This is a genomic window from Rhodobacter maritimus, assembly GCF_058747975.1.
Genome location: NZ_CM179095.1, coordinates 1,827,153 through 1,845,666, shown reverse-complemented (window position 1 = coordinate 1,845,666; position 18,514 = coordinate 1,827,153). Strand labels below are relative to the sequence as shown.

Genomic DNA, 18,514 nt, shown 5'->3' with positions numbered 1-18,514 from the left:
TACCCCGACCCGCTACATGACCTTGAATGCAACTTGATCACCTTTGGATTTCCCAGTCTCTGGGCGGTACGCAGTAATCCCTCCGTCCTGAGAAATTTTGATGCCAAGACCAAGACGAGCTAGCGCCCTTGCGGCGGCGGTTCTTCCACCACCAGTGCTGCCGCCATCGATTTGAAGAATTGCGCCGACTGCCAAGACCTTTCCCTCATGATTGATTACCGTCGCCCCGTCGATGGCTACGAGTTCCTGCCTGAGTGTACGGTCCAGTTCATGGAACTTCCGACCAGATATGACCTTGGAGAGCGCCTTCGATTTCGCTGATGCCCTAAGTGCAAGGCGATCAGCCTCAGCAATCACCTTTTCCCAGGACCCGGCAGAGCCGGAACTCACCACACCGAGACATGCTCCAGTCCTCGCAAACGATGCATCAAGTGCGGTTTCATAGAGCGCAATGCGGATGTCTCTTTCTTTGGGAACGCGCATTTGCCCAAGGATCGGTCCGTGCGTCAGGAAATGCCAAGTTCCGCTGCGTCTAGCGAAGAGAAGTTGACCGTCTCGGAATACTAGGATTTCGCCAAGACGGTTGAGTACAATTGCAACACGACCATCACCTTCGACTGTCCACTGTGCGACCGCCGAATGACGCCATGGACAAGTATGGACTGTCCCCGAGCCACGATCGACGATCTCATGTCTTGCGAACTTAAGGTTTCTGTCGAAGACCAGAAGAGTATCGAAACCGTTGGACAAGACCGCACCAAAGTCGTTGTCTGCAACCACGCTCAAGTCGAGATCGGGCGCGCCTCTAGAATCTGGATCGATACCGATCGCGCTTGAGATGGGTGCGCCTTCGTATAGGCGCGATGCCCAAAGCGCCATCTGGTCAATAACCGCTAGGAGTTGCCTGTCCTCTCCTCGCTCAGCTACAGCACGCGCAACGACGCGCCGCTGGAATGTCGAGAGAAGATCATCCTTCAGTCGCCCTTTGACCTCATCGTTCATTTCCCTCAGGACGTCGACGAATGCTTCAATTACCTTGGTCTCGCGCGCGGGTCCTGTCTTGGTTTCGAAGGGCTGGTCACGCGTAATGCTAAGGCGATACTCGTCCAACCTGTTGACCTTAAAGGCAATGGTTTGCGGATCGGAAAAGGCGACTGTTTGCTCAGCCGAACTTGATTTGGAAGATCTATTGTAAAGCCTTGCCCCGGAGAAAAACGGTAGGAGGTACTGCTCGGAAATCTCCCGAAGCAGCCCTTCATCCATCCTCTTTGAAGCTTGAGCGCTGGTCACCATTACACCGCGATCTCCCCATTCATCAGGCGCGGCAGGAGGAGGTCGCGGGCCTGCGCGAGCTTTTGGTTCTGCTGATCCAAGTTGCCGATCTGGGCGAACATGCTACCCACCGCCTCGTCAAACAGCGTCGAGAGGACTTGAGGTGGGATTGGCACAAGATAGCGGTCGAAGCAGCTCGGCTGCACTCGCTGTCTCCCCGATGAGCCGATCATGCTTCGAATAGCGTTCTCCCTGAAATCATGTTGTCGTGCTGTCAGATAGACGAAGTAGTTACTGACGCGCCGGCCACGCAGGACGATGAATTCGGTCGAGCCACAGGCAACCTCGCCTTCCGAGAGGAACCGCACATATCCCGTTTTGCCATTCTCAAGGCACGGGGTGATGCGGGCCAGCAGAGTGTCGCCGTTCCGGAACCGGACGCTTGTGGATTTTTCGCGGTCTTCCACTGGCCCGCGGTCGATGACCATTCCTGTATCTGAGAGCGCGGACATCGGTATATAGCGGATCACACCGTCGTCATTTCGGCTCGTTTTCGGGTTCACTTCAAAAGCTTCTGCCGCTGGCACCCGCTCCCAGCCCTCGGGGAGGCCGTCGGTGAGGGGGACGTGTTCGTGGCCGGGGAAGCGGAAGTGGACGAACCACTCGCGGTAGAGCAGCCGCGCCGCCTCCTCCAACAGCGCAATCCGCCGCCGGTTGGTCTCGATCAGGTCGTCATAGGCCGAGAGGATGTCGGCGATCCGCTTTTGCTCTTCGACCGACGGCAGCCGGAGGGGAAAGCGCGAGACAATTTCCGCGCTAAGGTTGAGCATCGTTGAACCAACGGCGTTTTTCTCAAGCCAATCGACGGATGCCGGCGTGCCCATGTAGTAGTAGAGATACTTGGGCCAGATGCGCTTTCCCTTAGTCTCGATTTTCAAGCATCCAGTCCCGCAAAGCCAACCGGCCTCCTGTGCGCCAATGAAGGCACGCTTGGTGACTTCTCCTCGCCGGGGAAGGACGATTCCATTTTCAGCGATCCGGTGGCGCATCAGGCGATCAGCGGTCGCTTCGGGAACGCGCGCTACAGTCTCGGTTGCAACTTCACCGTTACGAATGTCCTTTGGCATGATGACAGGCACGCCATCGTCCGAATATTCGGCCTGCTTTAGCTGAGAACCGAAAGGGCCTGTCTGGAGGATACCTCCATCGTCGCGAACCGCGTCGCCGAGCAGGATTAGCGATAGCGTCACGCCCCCAACTCCTCGAAGTTCCGGGCAATCCGCGCGGCCAGTTCCGCGGCCTCCTCGTTCAGCCCCTTCAGGTCGATGTGGATCGACCGCAGCGCCTCCTCGAAGTCGAAATCCTCGTCCACCTCCTCGGGCGCCACGCCGACATAGCGGCCGGGCGTCAGGCTGTGGTCATGGGCCGCGATCTCGGCTCGGCTCACCTGCTTCACCAGCCCCTCGACATCGCGCAGCACGGCGTCGGGGAAGCGCTCCTGCAACCAGTCGGCCTGTTTCACGAAGTACCGCGTCGTCCGCAGCGCCTCGACCGCCGCGGCCCGTGCCGCCTCCAGCGCCTTACGGGCGCGCGTGACCTCGGCATTGGGCCAGAGGGCGTGGTCGCGGGCGTCCATCTCCTTGATCGCGGTATCCACCACCCGCCCGGCCAGCTTGGCGGCCAGGTCAATCTGCTTGGTCATGTCACGGCAGCGATCAGCCATGGGGTGCAGCCCGGTGCGCGCCGCCTGCAGCCCGGCATTGTCACGCGCGGCCCCCGCCCATTCCGCTGCCCTCGCGGCCACCTCGGCGTGGAAATCCGCGATATCCGCCGCCAGCATTGTCCGCGCGCCGGTCAGTTCGCCCCAGGTCTCCGCCAGCGGATCCGGATCGCGCTTTTCCGTTACGAAGGGCTGCACCAGATCGATCAGCTTGCCGAGCGCCTGTTCATAGTCTGCCAACGGTTCCGCCGCCACCTCGCCCTCGGCGATGGCCTGCGCGATGTAGCTTTCGACGAGTTTCAGGAACCGGTCCGTCTGGCCGCGATAAAGCCAGACAATGGCGGCGATGTTCTTCTGCTGCTCGGGTGCGAAATCGTAAATGGCGCGCGACACCTTACGGTAGATGTTTCGCGCATCGAGCATCAGGACGTGATCGGCGCGTTCGGGGTCACGTTCCTTCGCCCGGTCGAAGAACCACAGCTGGCAGGGCACGGTGCGCGTGTAGAAGAAGTTGCCGCGGATATCGATCATCACGTCGACGGCGCCGGTCTCGACCAGCTTCTGGCGCACGAGCGCCTCGTCCCGCCCGGCGCTGGATGCCTGGCTGGACATGACGACACCGGCGCGGCCGTCGTCGTTCAGGTAGCTGTAGAAGTAGGACATCCACAGGTAGTTGGCGTTCGAGACCTTCTTGGCCTTGTTCACGCCCGGCAGGCCGAAGGGCAGCCGCTTGTCACCCTTGACCTTGTCGGCGTCGACCTCGTCCACGTTGAAGGGCGGATTGGCCATGACGAAGTCGCACTTGCCGACCAGCTCATGCGGGTCCTTGTAGTAGGTGATCGCATCATTCCCGGCCCGGATCGTGCCCTGCAGGCCGTGAACGGCGAGGTTGATCTGGGCGAGCTTGGCGGTCGTCTCATTCTTCTCGTGGCCGTAGAAGGTGACGCGCTTCATCGTGTCCTGGCCCGCGTCCTCGATGAAGTGGCTGGACTGCACGAACATGCCGCCGGAGCCGCAGGCCGGGTCAAAGACGATGCCGTGGTCAGGCTCGATCACGTTGACGATGGTCTGGACGATGGAGGGCGGCGTGAAAAATTCGCCGTTGTCGTGCGCGCCTTGCTTGGAGAACTCGGCGAGGAAGTATTCGTAGATGCGGCCGAAGACGTCGCCGGAAGCATTGCGCAGGGCCTCCGTGTCGAACTTGCGCATCATGCTTTCCAGCAGGTCGTCGTCGAAGCGCTCGTAGTCCTTGGGCAACTGGCCAGCGAGCGGCGGGAAATGCTTCTCGACCTCCTCCATGGCGGCGGTGAGCGCGGCGCCAAGCTGACCGCCCTTGGGCATGTCGAGGATCACGTCGTAACGGGCAGCCTCGGGCAGCAGCATTGCGCGACGACGGCGGAAATCGGCGTCGACCAGTGGACGATCCGGCATCTTTCCGGCGGCCTTGTCGGCCTCGATCGCGGCGAGAGCGGCGTAGTAGCGGTTCGTGGCTTGGCGCAGGAAAAGGAGCCCCATGATGGGCATGAAGTACTCGTTCGACGCGAGGCCTGAATTGGCCCGCAGGTCGTCGGCCATCTTCCAGAGGTCCGCGCCGAACTGTTCGATCCCGGTCAGGTGGTCTGCAATCATTCGCTCGTTTTCTTTCCTGCGTCTTGTTCACCCGGACTGATGCCAGGCTTGTCCAGCGCCTTCAGCCGCTCGTATTCCTCGACTGCCAGCACGACGACAACGGGGCGTCCATGCTTCGCCACCGCGACAGGCTCGGCTCTGGCGAGATCAATCAGCCGCCCGAAGCCGTACTTCGCGTCTTTCGCGGTCAGGATCTGCATCTGACTCTCCGCTCTTGCATGGCTTACTTTGGCCAATTTGGCTAAAAAAACAACCCATCCATCGAGCCGGCGGTGGTCACCAAGTACTTGCGAACTTCAAAGCCACAGTGATGCGCGTTGACTGCTCCAATCCATGGGAAACGGCGCCCGCAGCGATTCCAAGGTCAGGTCGGGCGGCTGTCGCCCCTCAAGGATGGCCTCAACAATCTCCGGTGAAAGCTGGGTAAGGCGCAGAAGCCGGGTCAGGTAAGGCGCTGCGATGCGTTCGTGCTCTGCCAGATCGGCGATGGTGGCGAACTCACCCGCATCCAACATCCGCTGCCAGCGAAAGGCGCGCGCCATAGCTTTAATCATGGTGTTGTCGAACCGTGCACGGGGTACCGACCCTTCTGAAGGCAACTGCATCTCCTTCCGCCCGCCGCGCTTCACGAGGCGGAACGGGACGTGAAGTGTCACCGTCTCGGGGATCGGAGCCCCGCGGGTCATGCTGCGGCCTCTATGCCACCGGCCTGAATCTCGCGAGCAAGACCTCCGAGCCCGTCGATGCGGAGGCGCACGTTCAGCCCCTCCGTGCCGATGTCGACGCGCTCGACCAGCAGTGCCATGATGCGCGCCTGCTCCGCAGGGAACAGTTCGTCCCACAGCGGGTCGAGCTGCTGCAGTGCCGTCCGGGCGTCGATCTCGGTGATGTCATCGGCGTGGGCACGTGCCGCCTTCCACGTCCCAGCCACGATCTCGGGTTGGCGGAACACGGCGCGCAGCTGGTCGATGACGGCCGCCTCGATCTCGCCTGCGGGCACCCGGCCGACCGGGCACGACCCGGCGCCATGCTTCAGCACGGTCTGGCTGACGTAGTAGCGGTAGAGTCTGTCGCCCTTGCGGGTATGCGTTGGCGAGAACGCGGCGCCATCCGGCCCGAACAGCAGCCCCTTCAGCAGCGCAGGCGTGTCGGCGCGTGTGCGGGCCGCGCGCTTGCGCGGGCTTTCCTGGAGGATCGCGTGCACGCGGTCCCACGTCTCGCGGTCGATGATGCCGTCGTGCTCGCCGGGATAGCTTTCGCCCTTGTGGACCGCCTCGCCTATGTAGGCTCGGTTGTTGAGCATCCGGTACAGGTACTTCTTGTCGATTCGGTTGCCGCGCGGCGTCCGGATTTCGCGCGTGCCAACCTCCCGCGCCAGTTCCGTGCAGGACCCGATCTCGAGGAACCGGGCGAAGATCCAGCGGACATGCGCGGCGGCTTCGTCATCGATCACCAGCTTCCTGCTCTCGACGCGGTAGCCGTAGGGCGGCACCCCGCCCATCCACATGCCCTTCTTCCGGCTGGCAGCGACCTTGTCGCGGATGCGCTCGGCAGTCACCTCGCGTTCGAACTGGGCGAAAGAGAGCAGGATGTTCAGCGTCAGCCGGCCCATCGATGTGGTCGTGTTGAACGACTGCGTCACTGAGACGAACGTCACGCCGTTCCGGTCGAACACCTCGACCAGCTTGGCGAAGTCGGCGAGCGAGCGGCTGAGGCGGTCGATCTTGTAGACCACCACCACGTCGACAAGCCCGTCCTCGATGTCCTCCAGCATCCTCTTCAAGCCCGGGCGCTCGAGCGTGCCGCCCGAGATGCCGCCGTCGTCATACTGATCGCGGACCAGCACCCACCCCTCTGAGCGCTGGCTGGCGATGTAGGCTTCGCATGCCTCGCGCTGGGCGTGCAGCGAGTTGAACTCCTGCTCCAGCCCTTCCTCGGAGGATTTCCGAGTGTAGATCGCGCAGCGGAGTTTCCGGACCATTCCTGATTTCGTAGGGGCCTTAGTCATGTCCGCGCCCTCCGATTCTTGAGGCCGAAGAACACCCAGCCATTCCAGCGCGAGCCCGTGATGGCGCGCGCGATAGCGGACAGCGACTTGTACGGCCGCCCCTGCCATTCGAAGCCGTCGGCGGTGACGGTGACGATGTACTTGACACCTTGCCACTCGCGGAGCAGGCGCGTCCCGGTGATGGGACGGTCACGGTCGAGGCGCATGCCGCGCTTCTTCTTGTCACCGCCGTCGAGTTCCTCGCCCAGCCGTTCCAGCCGCCGGATCGTCTCGGGCTTCAGGCCGCCATAGGCGAGCTCCTGGATGCGATAGGCCAGGCGGCTTTCCAGGTAGCGACGATTGAACGGCGGCGGCTCGCTGTCGAACAGGTCGCGCCATTGCGCCTTCAATTCCGGCGTCGTGGCGGTCTTCAGCGCGGCCAGGCGCGCGGGGATCGGATCGTGGGTCGTCATGCGGGTCTCCGGTGAGTTGGAGTTGCATGACGGCATCGGTCGGCCGGAGAGTGGAGGCGAATTTCTCCAGTATCGTCAGAAGGTTCGTCATATTCGCGCAGCCTCAGCCGGACCAGCCCAAGCGCCAGCAGGCCGCACAGCTCGGTGCGGCGTTCGGCGGGCGTCATCTGGTCGGGCGGCAGCGGGTTCGATCCCAGCCGCGGATATGTCGGCGCGTTTCGCATGGGAGAAACGCTATCCGCGCAGCCCCCGAAAACAATTACTTTCAGACGCTTAGGGGACTTCTGCGTAAGCCTGCGGTCTTCTTGGGATGCGCTATCCTAACCGATGGACGACGAACAGCTCCTCGAAGAATGACTTCACAAGCTTGTCGACAGATCCCTGCATCGATCCCTTCGGGTGAGAGAATTCCAGAGCCCCCGAACCGAAACACCTCGTAGCCGCGAAGGCGAAGGTTGCGATCAGCCGCAACCATTTCGGCGTACAGGCCGGGATCGGCGCGTTCGCCGATCGCATAGTGGTGCTTGCCGTCAATCTCGAGGACGATCCTCTGTCGGCCCGGCAACAGCATGAGGAAGTCCATGCGCTGCCGGAACAGAACGCGTTTGTCAGCGAGACGCCTCGCGATCTCCGGATCGTAATGCAGGTAGACCTGCGGGATGAGCGCCGGCAGCCGGTCTGCAAGTCGTTCAGCGAAATTGCGGAAGTACGCCTTGAAAAACTCCTGCTCAGGGCCGTCGTCAAGCGAGGCAAGCAAGCGCCGCCCAAGGCTTGTGCGCGCCTCGGCGAGGTCGACTATCCCGTTCTGCTCCATCCACCAACGGGCCAGATCGAGCCATGACAAGCCATTGCCGATGGGGCGCTCGTAAATGAGGCAGCTGTCGGCATGCTCGAGCACGACGACTTCGTTGTCGATCGCATCCGAGAACCCGAGCCTCGGCTTTGGTCCGTTGGAAGCGAAGATCAGGTTCTTCGGCCGCCCGTCGACGCCGCGGCGAACGGGGCGTACCGAGAATGTTGCGCGGCCCGAGACTTCTCCTGTCTGAGCAACCTCGTAGCCATCGAGTTGCAGGATGCGGGTCAAGTCCGCTGCCAGCGCAGCCTGGTCGTCGGCATCACGAAACCGGGGATCCAGAGCGGTCTCGATCAGCTGCGCAAACCTCCTCGAAGGACATGTTATTGCCCCGATGATTTCGAAGACCTCTTTCGCGTTCCACAACGGGTCCGCGCCAGTCGCGTGTTGTCTGAGATCGTCGATTTTGGTGGGACCATCGAAAAAGTCGACGGGCGAACTCAGATCGAATAGCCCCTCGATCACGTCCGGACGAATGCCTTGTCCATGGATCCCGGCACCAAGGCGATCGGACACCCGGTCGCGAGTGATCGCGGAGATCTCCGGCTGGTCCTTGTCCTGCAGGAGGTACACTTGGTCCTGTAGGCCGATATCGCGCCGTTCTCGCGCAAACTCGAGGACCAGCGCCAGCGCCTTTGTTGGTGGAAGGCTTGCAAGTGTATTCTGGGCAACCGTCTTCTTGCTGGTCCCTTCTGCAAGTGGGATGTCGCGTCTGGAGAAGAATGCCTCGATATCGACGGCCCTCATGGCATCCCGAAAGCAGCAGCCCGCCAGCTCGAACAGGTCATCCAAATCTCCGTCACCTGCCACAGCTATAACTCCCGCGCGAACCAACGGATGCGGCCGACGATGTGGATCTCGTCGGCCGTTCTTTCGTATTCGGGATAGTGCTTGTTGTCGGAGATGACGCGCACCGCGGGAGGGTCGCTGTTCGGAATGTGCTCGAGCCGTTTGGCGACCAGCCCCATCCCGTCGTCCAGCACGAAGATGCCGGGCGGGTTGGGCGCGCGGCGGGTCATGTCGACCAGCACTGCATCGCCGCTGAGCAGCGTCGGCGCCATGCTGTCCCCCTCAACATGCATGATGCGCAGTTGCGACGGGCTGGCCTTGAGGTTGTTCCGGATCCAGGACCGGCGGAAGTGATAGACGCGGCCGGGGGTGTCACCGTCCTCGGTCACGACCGCGCCGCCGCCCATTGCGGGGCGCGGGGTGGCATGGGCGATGGCCACGAAGGCGTCGTCAGGATTGTCCAAGAAGGGGGGCTTCCCCTCCACCTCGCCAATGCCGTGGATCAGCCAGTCGCGATCCACTTTCAGCACGCGGGCGACCTCGGCCAGCCGGTCTATGCCAGGTCGGGCTGAACGGCCACGGAGGATGTCGTAGACAAAGGACCGGTTCACGCCGGCCATCTCGGCGACGTGCGCGGGACTGATGCCGAGCTGATTGGCCCGGGCTCTGAGGCGGTCGGAAAGCGTGTGGTGCTCGGTCATGTCATCCCCACCCATCTGTGGATGAAATAGGATAAAATCGGATTGATCGAAGCCCGTCAAGCGAATAAGAACAGAAGGTAAACATCTTACACGGGGATCGGCGCGGAGGGCAGTGAATGCACATCGATAAATCGTACTTCACGCTCCCCGAGATCCTCGAGCGGTGGCAGATCACGGAAGCGGACCTGATCTACCTTGCGGAGAACGACAAGCTGCGCCTGTCGGTGCGCGTGTTCGGTGTGCCGATCGAGTTTGGCGACTACGAAGAAGCCGCCGACGGCGAACCCCACCGAGTGCCGCACGAACAGAGCCATTACAGCGGGCTGCTCGATCTCCACGCCCGCGACGTGTTCCAGCTTTTCCGATGCGGCGAGGTTCATCTCGACAGCTTTCGGACGCCGAAGGCCGACTACGCGACGACCTGGGGCGATGCGCAGCCGGTCCTCGTCATGATCGGTGATCTCCTCCTAAGACGCGACGAACGCGACCGTTTCGAGATCGAGACCGGGTTCTTGCCTGGTGGACAGCCGATGGAGGAGGCTACCTTCATCCACTCGGCCGACTACTTCGAGGTCCGCTGCAATGGATGCCGGTTCAAGCTGGGCCCGATCCAGGCGGAAGTCGTGCGCGCGCTGCACGAGGCGGCGCAGGCCGGCGAGCCCTGGCAGAACGGAAAGGCGATCCTGTCGCGCGCCGGCTCCAAGAGCCTGCGTATGGCCGACGTCTTCAAGTCGCAGAAGGACTGGCGGCAGCTGATCCGGTCTGACCGCCGTGGCGGCTACCGCCTGAACCTCGACTGAGCGATCCCCCTCCGCCCGGTCCACTGTCGGATCGAGAGGGGGACGAGTGAGGGATGGTGGGGGATGACGGTACCCCGCCAACGACCAAACGCCAGTCCTGCAAGGGCAGACTGATCCCCCTCCGCATCCCCCGCCGATCCTGACGACATCCCACAGTGGAATTTCGCATGGTCTCCTCGACAACGAGAGGAGACACCGATGCTGCAGAGGCATTGCCTGAACCAGAAAGAGCTGGCCCGGCGCTGGGGAATCTCCCATCGCACGCTCGAGCGTTGGCGCTACGGCGGCCAAGGACCGGCCTTCCTCAAGCTCGGCGGGCGCGTGCTCTACCGGCTCGCCGACATCGAGGCCTTCGAGCAGAGCCAGCTTCAGCTTGCGCTGAAGATCAGCGAGGCCGTCGCGCGCGTCGGTCACACGCCCCGCCGTCTGACCGCGGACCCGGCGCAGGACACCGGTCATGGTGCCACGCACCAGCGGACTGCGCGGCTGTGCTGATGGTCGCCGCAACTCCAATCGGCGCCCGCGTTGCGAGGCCGCGGCTCACTGACGTCGAGCTCTACGCCTGGATCGCGCAGGCCGAAGCTGGCGCCAGGATCGAGTACCACTGCGGCTTTCTCGGGATCGATGTCACGCCGGTGATTTCGACCTTGCCCGAGCCCGAGCGCCGTCAGCTTGCCGATCTCGGTCAGGCCGCGTTGGGCGCCTTCGAGAAGGGCCTCGTCCACGTCGTGCAGGAGCGCGTGGGCCCCGACCGCTTCGTCTACATCGCCGTCGCCCGGCCCAGACCGAAGGCCGCCGCTCCCTTGCTCTCGGCGCTGCTCCTCGAAGAGCGCGCCGCGTGATGGCCCTGCCATTCCCTTCCAACGGAGACCCCACCATGCCGTACCCAGAAAACGCCCCCCGCTTCGACGACCTTGACCGCTTCGCTCTCGGCGACATCGCGGCGTTGCCGCCCGAGATGCTGCTGGACCTGCAGACAACGGCGCTCGCCGAGACCGCCCGCGTAAAGCGGCTGCGGGACCGGCTCGAGGCCGGGATCGGGAAGCGCTACGAGGCCGCCGCCGCGGCCGAGCGGACCGCTCAGGGGAAGACCAGCGGCACCGTGCGGGTCGAGGACGAGGGCGTCGTGATCGTCGCCGACCTACCGAAGAAGGTTTCCTGGGATCAGGACCGGCTTGCCGCCATGGCCGAGCGCATCCGCGCCGCCGGCGATGACCCGACCGAGTATCTCGAGATCGCCTATCGCGTGCCCGAGCGGCGCTTCGGCGCCTGGCCCGCGGCGATGCGCGAGGGCTTCGCGGACGCGCGCAGCGAGACCACCGGCAAACCCGTCTTCCGGCTCGAGGCTCGAGACCGGTGACGCGCGGCGGCGGGACGCCCGAGCGGCAACGCCGGGCAGGTTCCCCTTCGGCACCCGGTCACCCCCGCCGCCGCGCACCCTGAACGCAATCCCCGGAGAACCCCATGGCCTTCCGCATCATCACCGCCGACGAACGGCTCTCGGCCGCCGAGAACAAGACCTCGCTCGCCATCTTCGGCCCGCCCGGCGTCGGCAAGACGACGCTCCTGAAGACGCTGCCCGCCGAGGACACCGTCTGTCTCGACCTCGAGGCCGGCATGAAATCGGTGCAGGACTGGCGCGGGGACTCGATCCCCGTGCGCAGCTTCACCGATTTCCGCGACCTTGCCGTTCTGATCGGCGGGCCTGACCCCGCGCAGCACCCGCAGTCCTGGTACGGCGCCGAGTATCACGCCTGGCTGCAGCAGCAGTATCTCGGCACCGGCATCGAGGACTTCCTCGCAGGCAAGCGGATCGTCTTCGTCGACTCCATCACCGACCTGACGCGGCAGGCCATGGCCTATGCCCGCCAGCAGCCGGAGGCCTTCTCCGAGCGGACCGGCAAGCCCGATGTCCGCGGCGCCTACGGGCTTCTGGGTCGCGAGGTGATCCAGGCGCTCAAGCACCTCCAGCACGCCCGCGGCAAGACGGTGATCTTCGTCGGCGTGCTCGAGAAGGTCACCGACGAGTTCGGCGCGACGACCTGGCAGCCGCAGATGGAGGGCACGAAGGCCGGCCGCGAATTGCCGGGGATCGTCGACCAAGTGGTCTCGATGCAGCTCTTCGGCCGCGACGCCAAGGGCGAGTGGACCCTCAACGAAACTTCCGCCGAGCGTCGCCTCGTCTGCCGCTCCGGCAACCCCTGGGGCCTTCCAGCCAAGGATCGCTCCGGCCGGCTCGACACCACCGAGGCCCCCGATCTCGGCGCGCTGATCGCAAAGATCGACGGCCGGGCTCCCGCCCACACCGCCACCCCTTCCTGATCCAGACGCAAAGGACAGAGCCATGAGCTACGATCTCAACGACGCCCAGCCGCAGATGGCCCCCATCGGCGAACTGATCCCCGACGGCACCTTCGCCAAGGTCAGCCTCACCGTGCGGCCCGGCGGCGTCGACGGCGCCACGCCGATGGACGCCAAGCTCCTGAAGGCCTCGCAGTCGAGCGACGCGAAGATGCTGGACTGCGAGTTCACCATCCTCGAGGGGCCGCATGCCCGGCGGAAGTTCTGGCAGAGCTTCACCGTGGCGGGCGGCAAGGTCGACGAGAAGGGTCAGTCGATCGGCTGGAAGATCTCGAAATCCACCTTTCGGGCGATGGTCGACAGCGCTCTCGGGCTCGATCCCAGGGACGAGAGCCCCGACGCCAAGGCCAAGCGGGTGCTGCCCGGGCTCAAGCATCTCGACGGCATCGTCTTCGCCGCGCGGATCATGGTGGAGCCTGCCTCCAACCCCCAGTACCGCGACCAAAACCGGATCGCGAACGTCGTTTTGCCCGACGAGCCGCAGCACGCACCGATCATGCGCGGCGAAGCCGTGCCCCCGGAGCCCGTCAACGCCCCGCCGCGCAAGGCCGCGAGCGCGCCGGCGCCGGGCTGGCAGGCGCCCACGCCGGCATGGGGGGCGCAGCCGCAAACCCCGGCCACGGCCCCGGCCTGGGGCGCGCAAGCGCCGGCTCCGCAGCAGCCCCCGCAGCAGCCGCCCGCCCAGCAGCCGCCGGCGTCCCATCCCACAGCGCCGAGCGGAGCGCCCGCGACCGGCATGCCCGCCTGGCTCAATGGCTGAGGCGCGGTCGGCAGCACGGCGGCGGAGGCCGGCCTTCGCCTCCGCCCGAGGCCCGGCGCGATCCTGCCGGGCCGATGACCCCGGATGAATGGCAGGCGCATGTGACGCGCGAAGCGGCACTGGAGATCGGACGATGGCTCGAGGCCCGAGGAAGACTGCACGCCCCCATCGCAAGCCTCAGCCTCGGCGACCTCGAAGCCATGGCCAGCAACGCGATCTCCCGCTGGATCGTGCTGCAGTCCGAAAAGCTCCAGAGGGCGGGCTGGCCGCCCGAGGACCCGATCGGGACCTTCTTGCTCGGGTAGCGCTCTGCGCCGTCTGCGCCCGCGAGGCGCGCGGCTTCGGCTACTGCCACGGCCTCCGCTGGGATCGCCACCCCTACCACCGCTTCTGCTCGCGCCGCTGTCAGGACGTGGGCAGCGCCATCGCCCAAAGGAACAACGGCATGATCGACAAGACCGCGCGCGAGGCGCAGGCAATCCGCGATGCGCGGACGCCTTTCGCCGAAGCGCTCACCGACCTCGGGCTCATGGAGCCCTTCTTCCATCGCAGCGCCGAGGACATCGACCGCCTGATCGAGGCGGCGGTCACCGGCTACATCGACAGCATGCAGGACCAGGCCGCGCGCAAGGAGCGCACTGGCACGGGCCTCGACGACCCCATTCCGTTTTGAGGGGGCGCGCGATGATCGACCTGAACGACGACACCGCGTCCTGCAGCTGGTCGCACCTGCTCGAGGCGGCCACCGAGAACGCCGTCACCGACTTCGAGATCGAGTTCTGCGACAGCCTCCGCGAGAAGCTCGAGCGGTTCGGCGACAGCGCCCGGCTGACGGATGCGCAGTTCCACAAGCTGACCTGCATCGCGCAGGCCGGCGGGTTCTGGGAGCGCGAGCGATGATCGACCTCAACCATGGCTCCGGGTGTCTCTACGGCGCCGGCGCGCCGCGCCCGCCCATAGCGGAAGCGGTGTCCGCCGTCATCGACGCGGCGCTGTCAGCGCGCAACCGCGCCGAGCGTCCGCGCACCTATGTCAGTTCCTCGGGTCTCGGCCGCGACTGCCTGCGCCAGATCCAGTACGACTTCCTCGCGGTCCCGAAGGACGAGGGCCAGGAGTTCGCGCCGCGCACGCTGCGCATCTTCGAGGCGGGCCACCGGGCCGAGGACGTCGTCGCGGGCTGGTTCCGGATCGCCGGGTTCGACCTGCGGACCGAACGCCCGGACGGCCGCCAGTTCGGGTTTGAGGCCCTCGGCGGCCGGTTCAAGGGCCATATCGACGGCTGCTTCGTCTCCGGCCCAGTCGCGATGGACTATCCCGCGCTCTGGGAGAACAAGGCGCTCGGCGCGGCCAGCTGGAAGGACGTGGTCAAGCGCGGCGTCAGCCTCGCGCGCCCCGTCTACGCCGCCCAGATCGCGCTCTATCAGGCCTACATGGAGCTACCGGCCCCGGCGCTCTTCACCGCGCTGAACCGCGACACGATGGAGCTGCACGCCGAGCTCGTGCCCTTCGACGCACATCTCGCGCAGGAAATGTCGGATCGCGCCGTCGCCGTGGTGCGGGCCTCCGAGGCCGGGGAATGGCTGCCGCGCGCCGCGATCGAGCCCACGGCAGTCCTCTGCCGTGGCGGCATGGCGGCCGGCAAGTGGCACGCGCCCTGCGCCTGGGCGGGCCGGTGCTGGGGAGAGCGGCCATGATCCCCGACGCCTATGAGCTCAAGCGAATCGTGCGCGCCCATCGCGACCGGTTCTGGTCTTCCGATCTACTCGCAGCGGCGGAGTTCGCGCCGATCTATTTCTTCGACGATCAGGCGGCCTTCGATGGCGACACCGTCGACCGCGCAATGACCCGGGTTTTTACCGGGCCGCTTCGGCTGCCGCATCCCTCCGTGATCTTCGAGGTGCGCGAGCAGCGCGCCTCTCCCTCGGGCCTGATCGTCTGCGCCCGCGCCGACGGTGACATCGTCGAGGCCACGTTCCTCATGCGCAAGCGGGCACCGCGCGGCTGGACGGATTGCCTGGTGCGGATCTGGATGCATCCGGACGGCAAGGCGGAGATCGAGGGCAACCCCTCAGAGCGACACGACGAGACGGTCCGAGGTCACGGCGAAGTCGCTGCCGGCATCGTCTGGCGCGCGCTGACCATCCTCGGCGCGTCCCCGGACATCCGCGATCGCAAGGTGTCGCTCGCGAAACGGTCCCGTCTGTCCCGCGAGGGCGTGCGCGGATGGGTCTGGCGCCAGGTCGCCATCGATCCGGCTCGCCTGCAGGCAGCGACACCGCCGCAGGGCGGCAGTCACGCCAGCCCGCGCTGGCACATCCGCCGCGGACACTGGCGGCAACTCGCCGACGGGCGCCGGGTCTTCGTCCGCCAATGCGAGGTGGGCGATCCAACCCGCGGCGGGATCGTCAAGGATTACGCAGTGGAGATGCCCCAGCCATGACCGAGTTCACCCTATCCGCCACGCAGGCCGCCGCGATCCGCGAGATCAGGGAGTGGTTCGAGAAGCGACATGCTCAGACCTCTCGTTTTCATCGCGGCCGCACTTGCCTCCCCCATCTCCGCCGCAGCACAGGACCTGCCCACCGCACCCTATCTTCCGCTCGGGCTGGCGTCCGATGCCGCGCGCGTGGCGCTTGAGGCCTGCGCGGCCGATGGCCATAATGTCAGCGTTGCCATCGTTGAGCGCAGCGGCGCCACCAAGGTGCTTCTCAAGGCTGACAATTCCGGCCCGCATACCGGTGCGAGCGCGACCGGCAAGGCCTTTGCATCCGCCGGGCTTGGACGGGATACGGCGGGGCTGGCCGATTTCATCGCGGCCAATCCCCAAAATGACGGGTTGCGCGACATGGACCCGCGCCTGGTCATCCAGGCGGGTGGCTTGCCGGTCCGGATCGGTGGTGCGCTGATCGGCGGAATCGGTGTTGGCGGCGCACCATCGGGCGCGATGGATGCCGATTGCGCGCGGGCGGGTCTTGACGCCATCGGTGCGGAATGATGCAGCGCCGGTTCGTGTGTCCTGCGCGCGGACCGGGCCCTCTCGATCAGGAAGAAAGGACGGGAATTACCATGTTTCGCATGACGCTTGCCGCATTGATGCTTACTTCGGCCGTGTCGGCCCAGACTGCGCCTTCCACGGCCGAGATTGCCGCCTATAAGGGGCTGTTCAGGGCCGCGCATGAAGGGGACGTTCAGGGTATCGGGCGCCTGCTGGACGGCGGGGCGGACATCGATGCACGCGACTCGAAGGGGCGCGCGGCTATTCATGTGGCGGCTTTCGCCTCGCACGACGATGCGTTGCGCGCCCTGGCCGAAGCGGGGGCCGATATGAACGCGCTCGAAGGCCGTGCCTATGACGTCGTCACCATCGCGGCGGTGGCCGACGATCCGGAATTGATGTCGCTTGCCATCGACCTGGGCAACGATCCGGGGCTCGTGACCAGCCCCTATGACGGAACCGCCCTGATCGCCGCCGCGCATCTGGGCCATGTCGAGGTCGTCCGGCGCCTGATCGCCGCTGGTGCGCCTTTGGATCACGTCAATAACCTGCACTGGACCGCCGTGATGGAAGCCGTGGTCCTTGGCGATGGCGGACGCGACCATCAGGCGGTTTTGGCCGCATTGCTTGATGCAGGGGCCGACAGGGGGCTTGCCGACCGCGATGGCGTGACGCCGCTCCAGCACGCGAGAGCCCGTGGCTATGCCGAAATGGCCGAGCGCCTGGAACGGGCAGATTGATCTATGGCCGGGCGCGCCCGTCACGGCTGGGCGTCAGGCATTGTCATAGGCGGCTCGCGCCGAAATGATGGTCGGCATGCCCTTTTCCGCCCAATCGACTAGCGCCAGGACATGCGGAAGAAACCCATGCCCCAGTTCGGACAAGCTATAGCTTACGCTAGGTGGCTTCGTATCGAAAACCTCGCGCCGGACGATGCCATCACGCTCGAGGTTGCGAAGGGACTGGGTCAGCATGCGCTTCGAAATATCCGGAAGCGCGCGCTGTAACGCATTGAAACGCTTTGGTTCCTGTCCAAGCTCCATCAGGATGAGGACCGGCCACTTGGCCGATACATGATCAAGCACCTGCCGTACCGGACAGTTGCCCGGCTCGAACCCCCGGTCGTCGCCTTCCGGCATCGCTCTTTGTGTTCGGGGCGTCATCGGTCGGTTCCCTTTCTGTAACCTTGTGCCAAAAACCTGCCTCCTTTCGCGTTTCGAAAATGGTCTCTAAATGAGACCAATATCCGATTCGAGACCTGAAAGGAAAGAAAAATGACGACCTATCTTGTGACCGGCGCATCGGGACAGCTCGGGCAACATGTGGTGGCGCATCTGCGCAGCCTCGTTCCGGCCGATGACATTATCGCACTTGTGCGCTCGGACGAGGCCCGCGCAGCTTACGACGCCAGTGGAGTTCCGACCCGTCAAGGCGATTACGAAGACCTGCGGAGTTTGCGCGCGGCGTTCGCGGGCGTGGATCGCATTCTTCTGACCTCCTCCTCCGAAGTCGGCAAACGTGCCGCGCAGCACAAGAACGTTCTGGATGCGGCGAAGGATGCGGGCGTGGGTTTTGTTGCCTACACCTCGATCCTCAATGCCGATACGGGCGGCATGGCCCTTGCCGAGGAACATCTTGCAACCGAGACGGCCCTGCGGGAAAGCGGCCTTCCGCACGCGATCCTGCGCAACGGCTGGTATTCGGAGAATATTGCCGGCACCGCGGCGCAAGCAATCGGAATGGGCAAGCATTTCGGCGCCGCAGGCGATGGCCGCTTCGCCACGGCGGCGCGGCAGGACTATGCCCAGGCTGCGGCCGTGGTGCTTGCCGGGAAGGGCCATGAAGGGAAGACCTATGAACTTGGAGGCGACGAAGATTTCAACCTTGCGGAATACGCCGCGCTTGTGAGTGAGATCTCCGGCAAGGATGTGGTCTATGTCGACCTCGATGAGGCCGGATATGCATCCGCACTGGTCGGCGCCGGTCTGCCCGAAGGTTTTGCCGCGATTCTCGCCGACAGCGATGCGAAAGCTGCGCAGGGGGCGCTTGCAACCCAACGCCGCGATCTTCACCAGTTGATCGGACGTTCCACGACGCCCATGCGTGCGACGTTGAAGGCAACCCTCGCCCGTGGCTAAACAAAATGAGGGCGGTCGCAGCGTTGCGGCCGCCCT

The 18,514-nt window shown here is 64.8% G+C and carries 24 protein-coding genes; 14 read left to right on the top strand and 10 right to left on the bottom strand.

All coding sequences use genetic code 11. The annotated features are described in order from the left end of the window. Nucleotides 1-12 precede the first annotated feature (12 nt). From AC4PTO_RS09360 to AC4PTO_RS09320, 9 genes are all read right to left on the bottom strand, one after another. Nucleotides 13-1,293, bottom strand: a complete 1,281-nt coding sequence (locus AC4PTO_RS09360) for a hypothetical protein (RefSeq protein ID WP_492727966.1) — start codon at nt 1,291-1,293, stop codon at nt 13-15. After that, entirely contained in the window at nt 1,293-2,522 is a 1,230-nt protein-coding gene (locus AC4PTO_RS09355) for a restriction endonuclease subunit S (protein ID WP_492727964.1), read from the bottom strand. Before AC4PTO_RS09355 ends, AC4PTO_RS09360 begins: the two co-directional genes overlap by 1 nt. Further along, on the bottom strand, nt 2,519-4,621 hold the full coding sequence (locus AC4PTO_RS09350; protein WP_492727962.1) for a class I SAM-dependent DNA methyltransferase: 2,103 nt from the start codon (nt 4,619-4,621) through the stop codon (nt 2,519-2,521). Before AC4PTO_RS09350 ends, AC4PTO_RS09355 begins: the two co-directional genes overlap by 4 nt. After that, a complete protein-coding gene (locus AC4PTO_RS09345; protein ID WP_492727961.1) occupies nt 4,618-4,821 on the bottom strand; it encodes a type II toxin-antitoxin system Phd/YefM family antitoxin in 204 nt (67 codons plus the stop codon). The genes AC4PTO_RS09350 and AC4PTO_RS09345 overlap by 4 nt, the downstream gene beginning before the upstream one ends. A 96-nt stretch (nt 4,822-4,917) precedes the next feature. Next, the gene (locus tag AC4PTO_RS09340; protein WP_492727959.1) at nt 4,918-5,307 is read right to left on the bottom strand and encodes a hypothetical protein; all 390 of its coding nucleotides are present in this window, start codon (nt 5,305-5,307) and stop codon (nt 4,918-4,920) included. Next, complete coding sequence (locus AC4PTO_RS09335; protein WP_492727958.1) at nt 5,304-6,629, bottom strand: recombinase family protein; 1,326 nt, start codon at nt 6,627-6,629, stop codon at nt 5,304-5,306. The genes AC4PTO_RS09340 and AC4PTO_RS09335 overlap by 4 nt, the downstream gene beginning before the upstream one ends. Then, entirely contained in the window at nt 6,626-7,081 is a 456-nt protein-coding gene (locus AC4PTO_RS09330) for a DUF2924 domain-containing protein (protein WP_492727956.1), read from the bottom strand. The genes AC4PTO_RS09335 and AC4PTO_RS09330 overlap by 4 nt, the downstream gene beginning before the upstream one ends. A 265-nt stretch (nt 7,082-7,346) precedes the next feature. Continuing rightward, complete coding sequence (locus AC4PTO_RS09325; RefSeq protein WP_492727954.1) at nt 7,347-8,726, bottom strand: AbiJ-related protein; 1,380 nt, start codon at nt 8,724-8,726, stop codon at nt 7,347-7,349. A gap of 20 nt (nt 8,727-8,746) precedes the next feature. After that, complete coding sequence (locus AC4PTO_RS09320) at nt 8,747-9,424, bottom strand: LexA family transcriptional regulator (RefSeq protein WP_492727952.1); 678 nt, start codon at nt 9,422-9,424, stop codon at nt 8,747-8,749. A 116-nt stretch (nt 9,425-9,540) separates the two neighbouring features. Here AC4PTO_RS09320 and AC4PTO_RS09315 point away from each other — a divergent pair, with 116 nt between their 5' ends. The 13 genes from AC4PTO_RS09315 to AC4PTO_RS09255 all read left to right on the top strand — a co-directional run bounded on the left by AC4PTO_RS09315 (nt 9,541) and on the right by AC4PTO_RS09255 (nt 17,080). Then, nucleotides 9,541-10,224, top strand: a complete 684-nt coding sequence (locus AC4PTO_RS09315) for a hypothetical protein (protein WP_492727950.1) — start codon at nt 9,541-9,543, stop codon at nt 10,222-10,224. Nucleotides 10,225-10,422: 198 nt separating this feature from the next. Next, a complete protein-coding gene (locus tag AC4PTO_RS09310; RefSeq protein ID WP_492727948.1) occupies nt 10,423-10,719 on the top strand; it encodes a helix-turn-helix transcriptional regulator in 297 nt (98 codons plus the stop codon). Beyond that, nucleotides 10,719-11,066, top strand: a complete 348-nt coding sequence (locus AC4PTO_RS09305) for a hypothetical protein (RefSeq protein ID WP_492727946.1) — start codon at nt 10,719-10,721, stop codon at nt 11,064-11,066. Before AC4PTO_RS09310 ends, AC4PTO_RS09305 begins: the two co-directional genes overlap by 1 nt. A 35-nt stretch (nt 11,067-11,101) precedes the next feature. After that, a complete protein-coding gene (locus AC4PTO_RS09300; RefSeq protein WP_492727945.1) occupies nt 11,102-11,584 on the top strand; it encodes a hypothetical protein in 483 nt (160 codons plus the stop codon). A 104-nt stretch (nt 11,585-11,688) separates the two neighbouring features. Next, nucleotides 11,689-12,546 carry an ATP-binding protein gene (locus AC4PTO_RS09295; RefSeq protein WP_492727943.1) on the top strand — a complete coding sequence of 286 codons (858 nt, stop codon included), beginning with the start codon at nt 11,689-11,691 and terminating at the stop codon, nt 12,544-12,546. Between the two features lie 22 nt (nt 12,547-12,568). Continuing rightward, the gene (locus tag AC4PTO_RS09290; RefSeq protein ID WP_492727940.1) at nt 12,569-13,345 is read left to right on the top strand and encodes a hypothetical protein; all 777 of its coding nucleotides are present in this window, start codon (nt 12,569-12,571) and stop codon (nt 13,343-13,345) included. A 74-nt stretch (nt 13,346-13,419) separates the two neighbouring features. Beyond that, nucleotides 13,420-13,650: a hypothetical protein gene (locus AC4PTO_RS09285; protein WP_123195559.1), complete on the top strand. Its 231-nt coding sequence runs from the start codon at nt 13,420-13,422 to the stop codon at nt 13,648-13,650. Nucleotides 13,651-13,790: 140 nt separating this feature from the next. Beyond that, on the top strand, nt 13,791-14,018 hold the full coding sequence (locus tag AC4PTO_RS09280) for a DUF6511 domain-containing protein (protein ID WP_492727938.1): 228 nt from the start codon (nt 13,791-13,793) through the stop codon (nt 14,016-14,018). Between the two features lie 11 nt (nt 14,019-14,029). After that, nucleotides 14,030-14,245: a hypothetical protein gene (locus AC4PTO_RS09275; protein ID WP_492727936.1), complete on the top strand. Its 216-nt coding sequence runs from the start codon at nt 14,030-14,032 to the stop codon at nt 14,243-14,245. Continuing rightward, nucleotides 14,242-15,039: a hypothetical protein gene (locus tag AC4PTO_RS09270; protein WP_492727934.1), complete on the top strand. Its 798-nt coding sequence runs from the start codon at nt 14,242-14,244 to the stop codon at nt 15,037-15,039. Before AC4PTO_RS09275 ends, AC4PTO_RS09270 begins: the two co-directional genes overlap by 4 nt. Further along, nucleotides 15,036-15,785 (top strand): hypothetical protein, encoded by a 750-nt coding sequence (locus AC4PTO_RS09265; RefSeq protein WP_492727932.1) that lies wholly within the window; start codon nt 15,036-15,038, stop codon nt 15,783-15,785. Before AC4PTO_RS09270 ends, AC4PTO_RS09265 begins: the two co-directional genes overlap by 4 nt. Before the next feature lie 69 nt (nt 15,786-15,854). After that, complete coding sequence (locus AC4PTO_RS09260) at nt 15,855-16,340, top strand: GlcG/HbpS family heme-binding protein (RefSeq protein ID WP_492727930.1); 486 nt, start codon at nt 15,855-15,857, stop codon at nt 16,338-16,340. Between the two features lie 71 nt (nt 16,341-16,411). After that, nucleotides 16,412-17,080 carry an ankyrin repeat domain-containing protein gene (locus tag AC4PTO_RS09255; RefSeq protein ID WP_492727928.1) on the top strand — a complete coding sequence of 223 codons (669 nt, stop codon included), beginning with the start codon at nt 16,412-16,414 and terminating at the stop codon, nt 17,078-17,080. Nucleotides 17,081-17,113: 33 nt separating this feature from the next. Here AC4PTO_RS09255 and AC4PTO_RS09250 read toward each other — a convergent pair whose 3' ends face one another. Beyond that, nucleotides 17,114-17,503 (bottom strand): winged helix-turn-helix transcriptional regulator, encoded by a 390-nt coding sequence (locus AC4PTO_RS09250; RefSeq protein WP_492727926.1) that lies wholly within the window; start codon nt 17,501-17,503, stop codon nt 17,114-17,116. 111 nt (nt 17,504-17,614) lie between these two features. Between AC4PTO_RS09250 and AC4PTO_RS09245 the strand changes: the two genes are divergently transcribed. Next, the gene (locus AC4PTO_RS09245) at nt 17,615-18,478 is read left to right on the top strand and encodes an SDR family oxidoreductase (RefSeq protein ID WP_492727925.1); all 864 of its coding nucleotides are present in this window, start codon (nt 17,615-17,617) and stop codon (nt 18,476-18,478) included. The last annotated feature ends 36 nt before the right edge of the window (nt 18,479-18,514 follow it).

Excerpts from the sequence above, each read along its gene's own strand:
- AC4PTO_RS09295 (WP_492727943.1), top strand. The coding sequence starts at position 11,689 with ATGGCCTTCCGCATCATCACCGCCGACGAACGGCTCTCGGCCGCCGAG.
- AC4PTO_RS09310 (WP_492727948.1), top strand. The coding sequence starts at position 10,423 with ATGCTGCAGAGGCATTGCCTGAACCAGAAAGAGCTGGCCCGGCGCTGG.
- AC4PTO_RS09255 (WP_492727928.1), top strand. The coding sequence starts at position 16,412 with ATGTTTCGCATGACGCTTGCCGCATTGATGCTTACTTCGGCCGTGTCG.
- AC4PTO_RS09270 (WP_492727934.1), top strand. The coding sequence starts at position 14,242 with ATGATCGACCTCAACCATGGCTCCGGGTGTCTCTACGGCGCCGGCGCG.
- AC4PTO_RS09260 (WP_492727930.1), top strand. The coding sequence starts at position 15,855 with ATGCTCAGACCTCTCGTTTTCATCGCGGCCGCACTTGCCTCCCCCATC.
- AC4PTO_RS09275 (WP_492727936.1), top strand. The coding sequence starts at position 14,030 with ATGATCGACCTGAACGACGACACCGCGTCCTGCAGCTGGTCGCACCTG.
- AC4PTO_RS09340 (WP_492727959.1), bottom strand. The coding sequence starts at position 5,307 with ATGACCCGCGGGGCTCCGATCCCCGAGACGGTGACACTTCACGTCCCG.
- AC4PTO_RS09335 (WP_492727958.1), bottom strand. The coding sequence starts at position 6,629 with ATGACTAAGGCCCCTACGAAATCAGGAATGGTCCGGAAACTCCGCTGC.
- AC4PTO_RS09330 (WP_492727956.1), bottom strand. The coding sequence starts at position 7,081 with ATGACGACCCACGATCCGATCCCCGCGCGCCTGGCCGCGCTGAAGACC.
- AC4PTO_RS09360 (WP_492727966.1), bottom strand. The coding sequence starts at position 1,293 with ATGGTGACCAGCGCTCAAGCTTCAAAGAGGATGGATGAAGGGCTGCTT.
- AC4PTO_RS09290 (WP_492727940.1), top strand. The coding sequence starts at position 12,569 with ATGAGCTACGATCTCAACGACGCCCAGCCGCAGATGGCCCCCATCGGC.
- AC4PTO_RS09285 (WP_123195559.1), top strand. The coding sequence starts at position 13,420 with ATGACCCCGGATGAATGGCAGGCGCATGTGACGCGCGAAGCGGCACTG.
- AC4PTO_RS09280 (WP_492727938.1), top strand. The coding sequence starts at position 13,791 with ATGATCGACAAGACCGCGCGCGAGGCGCAGGCAATCCGCGATGCGCGG.
- AC4PTO_RS09265 (WP_492727932.1), top strand. The coding sequence starts at position 15,036 with ATGATCCCCGACGCCTATGAGCTCAAGCGAATCGTGCGCGCCCATCGC.
- AC4PTO_RS09350 (WP_492727962.1), bottom strand. The coding sequence starts at position 4,621 with ATGATTGCAGACCACCTGACCGGGATCGAACAGTTCGGCGCGGACCTC.
- AC4PTO_RS09315 (WP_492727950.1), top strand. The coding sequence starts at position 9,541 with ATGCACATCGATAAATCGTACTTCACGCTCCCCGAGATCCTCGAGCGG.
- AC4PTO_RS09300 (WP_492727945.1), top strand. The coding sequence starts at position 11,102 with ATGCCGTACCCAGAAAACGCCCCCCGCTTCGACGACCTTGACCGCTTC.
- AC4PTO_RS09245 (WP_492727925.1), top strand. The coding sequence starts at position 17,615 with ATGACGACCTATCTTGTGACCGGCGCATCGGGACAGCTCGGGCAACAT.
- AC4PTO_RS09320 (WP_492727952.1), bottom strand. The coding sequence starts at position 9,424 with ATGACCGAGCACCACACGCTTTCCGACCGCCTCAGAGCCCGGGCCAAT.
- AC4PTO_RS09345 (WP_492727961.1), bottom strand. The coding sequence starts at position 4,821 with ATGCAGATCCTGACCGCGAAAGACGCGAAGTACGGCTTCGGGCGGCTG.
- AC4PTO_RS09305 (WP_492727946.1), top strand. The coding sequence starts at position 10,719 with ATGGTCGCCGCAACTCCAATCGGCGCCCGCGTTGCGAGGCCGCGGCTC.
- AC4PTO_RS09250 (WP_492727926.1), bottom strand. The coding sequence starts at position 17,503 with ATGACGCCCCGAACACAAAGAGCGATGCCGGAAGGCGACGACCGGGGG.